This is a genomic window from Staphylococcus sp. HMSC063A07, from assembly GCF_001836955.1.
GTDB lineage: Bacteria > Bacillota > Bacilli > Staphylococcales > Staphylococcaceae > Staphylococcus > Staphylococcus lugdunensis.
This window is the reverse complement of record NZ_KV830914.1, coordinates 121,545-127,616: the sequence shown is the minus strand read 5'-3', so window position 1 is coordinate 127,616 and position 6,072 is coordinate 121,545. Positions and strand designations below refer to the sequence as shown.

At 33.0% G+C, this 6,072-nt stretch carries 6 protein-coding genes; 5 read left to right on the top strand and 1 reads right to left on the bottom strand.

The genetic code is table 11. The annotated features are described in order from the left end of the window. Window positions 1–55 precede the first annotated feature (55 nt). Complete coding sequence (locus HMPREF2597_RS04775; protein ID WP_002479248.1) at window positions 56–811, bottom strand: NADPH-dependent oxidoreductase; 756 nt, start codon at window positions 809–811, stop codon at window positions 56–58. A 165-nt stretch (window positions 812–976) separates the two neighbouring features. On the opposite strand from HMPREF2597_RS04775, the gene HMPREF2597_RS04770 reads away from it, so the two are divergent. The 5 genes from HMPREF2597_RS04770 (at window position 977) to HMPREF2597_RS04750 (ending at window position 5,890) form a co-directional block, all read left to right on the top strand. Continuing rightward, entirely contained in the window at window positions 977–1,756 is a 780-nt protein-coding gene (locus HMPREF2597_RS04770; protein WP_002479247.1) for a 2-keto-4-pentenoate hydratase, read from the top strand. 526 nt (window positions 1,757–2,282) lie between these two features. Continuing rightward, window positions 2,283–2,852 (top strand): alkyl hydroperoxide reductase subunit C, encoded by a 570-nt coding sequence (gene ahpC, locus HMPREF2597_RS04765; protein WP_002479246.1) that lies wholly within the window; start codon window positions 2,283–2,285, stop codon window positions 2,850–2,852. 17 nt (window positions 2,853–2,869) lie between these two features. Beyond that, window positions 2,870–4,393 (top strand): alkyl hydroperoxide reductase subunit F, encoded by a 1,524-nt coding sequence (gene ahpF / locus HMPREF2597_RS04760; protein ID WP_002461113.1) that lies wholly within the window; start codon window positions 2,870–2,872, stop codon window positions 4,391–4,393. Window positions 4,394–4,808: 415 nt separating this feature from the next. Then, entirely contained in the window at window positions 4,809–5,432 is a 624-nt protein-coding gene (locus tag HMPREF2597_RS04755) for an NDxxF motif lipoprotein (protein ID WP_002479245.1), read from the top strand. 206 nt (window positions 5,433–5,638) lie between these two features. After that, the gene (locus tag HMPREF2597_RS04750) at window positions 5,639–5,890 is read left to right on the top strand and encodes a hypothetical protein (RefSeq protein WP_002461111.1); all 252 of its coding nucleotides are present in this window, start codon (window positions 5,639–5,641) and stop codon (window positions 5,888–5,890) included. Window positions 5,891–6,072 lie beyond the last annotated feature (182 nt).

Below are 6,072 nucleotides of genomic sequence, written 5' to 3'. Positions count from 1 at the left end.
TTCATAACTTAAAACATAATTATGTCCCAGCTTCTTTTATTCTATATATCAATGATTATCGTTTCATAAACCCCGCTTTATTTAATTGTTCTAACATATCTAGACGTGGTTTATTACTTAAGAAAGCCTGAACTTGGTCGGACCAGGTTTCTACTCGTGTACCATTTGTGCGCTTCTTATAATAGTCGCTAACTAACTGGTCATATTCTATTAATACACGTGTGATATTGTCTTTATCTGAGTTGTATTTATTTTGATGGAACACACTATCATATGGTAATCGTGGTTTTGGTGTCCCCTGCTCATCATCGGCTGGTTCACCTATAGCCATACCAAATAACGGGAAGGTATACTCAGGTAAGTCTAAAATGTCTCTCACTCTACCAACATCATTGCGCAATGAGCCCAGATAAACGATGCCATAACCCATATCCTCGGCAGCGACTGCCATATTTTCAGCGACTAAAGCTACATCAATCGTACCTACCAACAATCCTTCTGCCGATTCAAATGATCCTGTCATATCATTATCTGTGCGTTCATTAATCATTTGATGACGATAGTAATCAAGCACAAACACAAATAAATATCCATTATCGACAACGTATGGCTGTCCAGATACTTCTTTTAAATCTATTTTAATTTGAGGATCATCAACGCCAATAATGGAATATGTTTGCAAGTAACTTGACGTTGAAGCACTTTGACCTGCTTCAACCAATTTTCTTACGACATCATCACTTAATGGTTTATCTTTAAATTGTCTCACAGAATGATGTTCTTTCATCAATTCATATGCATATTCTGACACATTATCCACTCCTTTATCGTTGCTTCATTATAACAATGATTTGTTAAATTGTATGTTTACTCGCTTCATACCCATTTAGTCATAAATTAAAAACATTTGCCATCAAAGTTAAATATCGTTATCATAATAGTAGAAATTTTCAGAATATTAAGGAGCGATGATAGTATGACTCAAGCTAATCAACACGTATCTTCAGCTTTATTTAATGCTTTTAAAACGCATCAACCTATTGAGTTTATAAGTAAATCTTATTCATTAAATGAGAGTGAAGCTTATCATACGCAAGATGATTTAATTAAACAACTACAATCTTATGAAGGTTCTAAAGTAGCTGGTTATAAAGTAAGTATGACCAGTGCGGCAACTCAAGCGATTGCCAATACCAACGAACCCGCTTACGGCACTATTTTATCAAGTAAAGTAGTCAAAGGGGACGACACAATTTCATTATCTAAATTATTTAGTCCTTTGTTAGAGCCAGAAATTATGTTTAAACTGACGGCAGACTTACCTAAAGACGCAGATAATCTAACTATTTTATCTAATGTTAAAGTTGCGGCAGGCATTGAAATACCTGATGCGCGATATATCGATTGGTTCCCTAATTTCACTTTAGCCGATCTTATTTCAGACGATACAGCGACAGGTCTTATTGTAGTTGGCAAATTTGTTGACCCATTAGACTACGATGCATTCGCGAATATTCCGTTATCATTAGTAAAAGATGGCAAAGAAATCGCAACTGGCCTTTCAAATGAAGTATTAGGCAATCCTATTGAATCCGTAAAATGGTTAAACAATAAATTACAGTCTCAAGATAAGCAGTTGAAAAAAGATCAAATCATATCATCAGGAACTTTTATCTCGCCATTAACTTTAGAAGAAGGTAATTATACAGCAAGCTATGGCGAAGTTGGTTCTGTTGACATAACCGTTACAAATTAAGATATGATTTAATTTATGATATTCAACAGCAATTCTTAACTACTATTTAATTGAGAAAATGAATATCTAATTGATAAAATTGTAAACAAAGATTCACATATAATATTAATTATTATCTATGATCGTCCTTATGTTAAACACAGAAGTAATTAGGTTCACAAACCTTTCTAAACTAATCATTCTTTTAATTCCAAAGTGGCAACCTACAATAACTATAATAAGTATGTAGCTGTTGCCACTTTTTTGTGTCTAGAATTTCTTGTCATGTTTTGCCAAGGTTAAAAGAGGTTAAATGGTAATATGAATATATTTTTAAATTCTTGTATAATTTGTGAACTTTAATTCTAATTATTGAAGTTTATTAAGCTTAATTCATATCCTAATTATTTTCTGATAATTTAGTGAGTTACTTATGTTGACTATTTAAACTTGCCATGTGATAATAGCGATTAAGAGATTAGAATTATTATAATCAAGAAGTGATTCTAATTCACAATCTACAATCAAATTTAGGAGGAATTTACCTATGTCATTAATTAACAAAGAAATCTTACCGTTTACATCAGAAGCTTATGATCCAAAGAAAGACGAATTCAAAGATGTTTCTCAAGATGATTTAAAAGGTTCATGGAGTGTTGTTTGCTTCTATCCAGCAGACTTTTCATTCGTATGTCCTACTGAATTAGAAGATTTACAAAATCAATACGATCAATTACAAGATTTAGGTGTGAATGTATTCTCAGTTTCAACAGATACTCACTTTGTACACAAAGCTTGGCATGACCATTCAGATGCGATTAGTAAAATCCAATACGTTATGATTGGTGACCCATCACAAGTTATTACACGTAACTTTGACGTATTAGATGAAGAATCAGGTCTAGCTCAACGTGGTACATTTATTATAGACCCTGATGGCGTTGTTCAAGCAGCTGAAATTAATGCTGACGGTATTGGCCGTGATGCAAGCACATTAGTACACAAAATCAAAGCTGCTCAATATGTTCGTCAACATCCAGGTGAAGTTTGCCCAGCTAAATGGGAAGAAGGTTCAGAAACGCTACAACCAGGATTAGATTTAGTAGGTAAAATTTAAGGGGGCATCCGAAAAGCATGCTTAACAAAGATTTAAAACAACAATTGTCTCAACTTCTTGACTTAATGGAAGGCGATGTTCAATTTGTAGCGAGCATTGGTTCCGACGATAAATCCAAAGAATTAAAAGATCTCTTAGATGAGATTTCAGGCATGTCAGAGCGTATAACAGTCGTTGAAAAAGACTTAAAACGTACACCAAGTTTTTCAGTCAATCGTCCTAATGAAGAAACCGGCATTACCTTTGCCGGTATTCCATTAGGCCACGAATTCAATTCACTAGTCTTGGCTATCTTACAAGTAAGTGGTCGTGCTCCTAAAGAAAAAGAAAGCATTATTAATCAAATCAAAGCACTAGATGGTAGCTATCACTTTGAAACTTATGTTAGTTTAACGTGTCAAAAATGCCCAGATGTCGTTCAAGCATTAAACTTAATGAGTGTAATTAACCCTAACATTACGCATACGATGATTGATGGTGCGATTTTCCGCGATGAATCTGAAAATATCATGGCTGTGCCCGCTGTTTTCCTAGACGGTGAAGAGTTTGGCAATGGTCGCATGACAATTTCAGATATTTTATCTAAACTAGGTAGCACACAAGATGCTTCTGAATATGAAAATAAAGACCCTTATGATGTACTTATCATAGGTGGTGGACCAGCAAGTGGTAGTGCGGCTATTTACACAGCCCGCAAAGGCCTACGCACTGGAATTATCGCTGACCGTATTGGTGGTCAAGTTAATGATACAGCTGGCATTGAAAACTTTATTACAGTTAAACAAACGACTGGTAGTGAGTTTTCATCTAATTTAGCAGATCATATTGCGCAATATGACATTGATGCTATGACAGGTATTCGTGCCACAAATATCGAAAAAACAGATTCAGCTATTCGTGTTACACTCGAAAATAATGCAGTATTGGAAACAAAAACTGCGATTATTTCAACGGGCGCAAGTTGGCGTAAACTCAATGTTCCTGGAGAAGATCGCCTAATCAATAAAGGTGTGGCATTCTGCCCGCACTGTGACGGTCCACTTTTTGAAAATAAAAATGTGGCAGTTATCGGTGGTGGTAATTCAGGTGTTGAAGCAGCCATTGATTTAGCTGGTATAGTAAAACACGTTACATTATTTGAATTTGCACCAGAGCTTAAAGCAGATACTGTGTTACAAGAACGTCTTCGTTCATTATCTAATGTTGATATTACAACAAATGCTAGAACAACAGAAGTTCTTGGTGATGATCATGTGACTGGTATCCAATATGAAGATATGTCAACTAATGAAATTAAAGAATTAACTTTAGATGGTATCTTTGTTCAAATTGGATTAGTTCCTAATACAGCATGGTTAGGAAATGCAGTTGAGCTTAATGAACGTAAAGAAATTGTGACTGACCGCAATAATCAAACTAACGTTCCTGGTATCTTTGCTGCAGGAGATGTAACAGATCAAAAAAATAAACAAATTATTATCTCTATGGGATCAGGTGCTAATGCTGCATTAAACGCATTTGATTATCTCATCCGAAATTAATTAAATTAGCCCACCTATCAACAATATCTTTAAAGACGAACCTCGATAATGAGGTTCGTTTTTTATGTTTTAAAATGATGAAGTGAGCCAAGGGAACAGGACAGAATTCATTATGAATTCCTAGTCAACTACTACCAATATTTAGTTCATAACCTAAAACATAATGATTTCACAGTCTTTTGAAGATCTTTCATTATTCATCATTTTGCATCAGCAAAAACTTTCTAATGAATCCAATAAGTATACACTCTACGACACTAACTTTAATATCCATACAAATTATCGCCATATTTTCTTCATATTATAAAATTTAATATATCGTAAACGTTCATTTATTGTGATATACGTGATAATCTATTATTATGTATGCAAACAAACATTCATGCGATAGTTATAAAGGAGTATACAAAATACGATGAAAAAAAGAATAATTTATGCTTTATTATTCACTATTATGCTCGTCTTAAGCGCTTGCTCAAATGGTGATATAGATGATAATGACCACCACGCAAATGGTATCCATGCACCCAAAAATGTTAAAAAAATAACTGAAAAAGACATCTTTTCTTCTAATAAACAAAATAAAAAACTCAGTGAAAAAGAGATGAATCAAGCGATCCAAAAATATTTAGATGTTAATTCAATTATCCTTGACAATAAATATTTAATGCAAAGTAAATTAGATAAGCAATCTGATAGTCAAAATAAAGTAACTGACAAGCAGGCTAAAGAGTTAAGTCAATTATCTAATAATGCAGTTAAAAACGATATGCACTTCAAAAACTTTGTAAAAAATAATACCCTGCCAAAGGGATACGAAGCAAATACCGAACGTATCATTAAGTATTTTCATGCTTTAAATAGCACCATTTCTGATGTTGATAAATCTATTGAAGAATTAAACTATCAACCACAAAACTCAATTAATGTAGTAGATGTTCCAACACATTATGCTGGTGATGTAAATGGTAAAGTTCAAAACAAAATCAAATCTTTCTTAAACGATAAACATATTAAGACTGATGTCTTTGATAAATAAAACTAAGGCATAAGTTTATTGATGTCTCAGTTTACTCTAATTGCATGCGATGCTCATACCGCTAAGCGACTTTTTAGATGACACATGAAATGATGTTGAATTCATAATTTAAATAATATGTTAAGAATATTGATTAAAGTTGGTAGCACAAACAAATTATGATACCCTTTATAGTGAAATAATAACACTATGGAGGGTATCACTATATGGACAAAGATTATTATAATGAACCTTTGTTTTGCAAAATTTTAAATTATATATCAACAATATGTATGTTATTAGCCTTAATTATCCTAATTATTAGCTTTTTTATTGATTTGCCTAAATTGATTATTCCTATACTATTAATTATCGGCTTATTGATTAACGTCATTCCTAATATTTATAAAAAGAATATGGGTATTGTTGTTACTGATATCATTATTGCCATCGTTATACTACTGCTTAATTTATATTAAATACGTGACAAAAATACGCTCGGTTAATATATCATTTTCTAGCATTAAAATTCTTTATTTTTGGCAGAAAGTGCCTGAGACATTATTATGTTCTAGGCTATGAACTAAATATTGGCAGTAGTTGAACTGGATTGAAAATACGATGATACCAAGCTTTTTCAACCCTAGTCAACCTTGCCGGG

Coding starts and splice junctions, on each gene's coding strand:
- HMPREF2597_RS04770 (WP_002479247.1), top strand. CDS start 977: ATGACTCAAGCTAATCAACACGTATCTTCAGCTTTATTTAATGCTTTT.
- ahpC (WP_002479246.1), top strand. CDS start 2,283: ATGTCATTAATTAACAAAGAAATCTTACCGTTTACATCAGAAGCTTAT.
- ahpF (WP_002461113.1), top strand. CDS start 2,870: ATGCTTAACAAAGATTTAAAACAACAATTGTCTCAACTTCTTGACTTA.
- HMPREF2597_RS04755 (WP_002479245.1), top strand. CDS start 4,809: ATGAAAAAAAGAATAATTTATGCTTTATTATTCACTATTATGCTCGTC.
- HMPREF2597_RS04750 (WP_002461111.1), top strand. CDS start 5,639: ATGGACAAAGATTATTATAATGAACCTTTGTTTTGCAAAATTTTAAAT.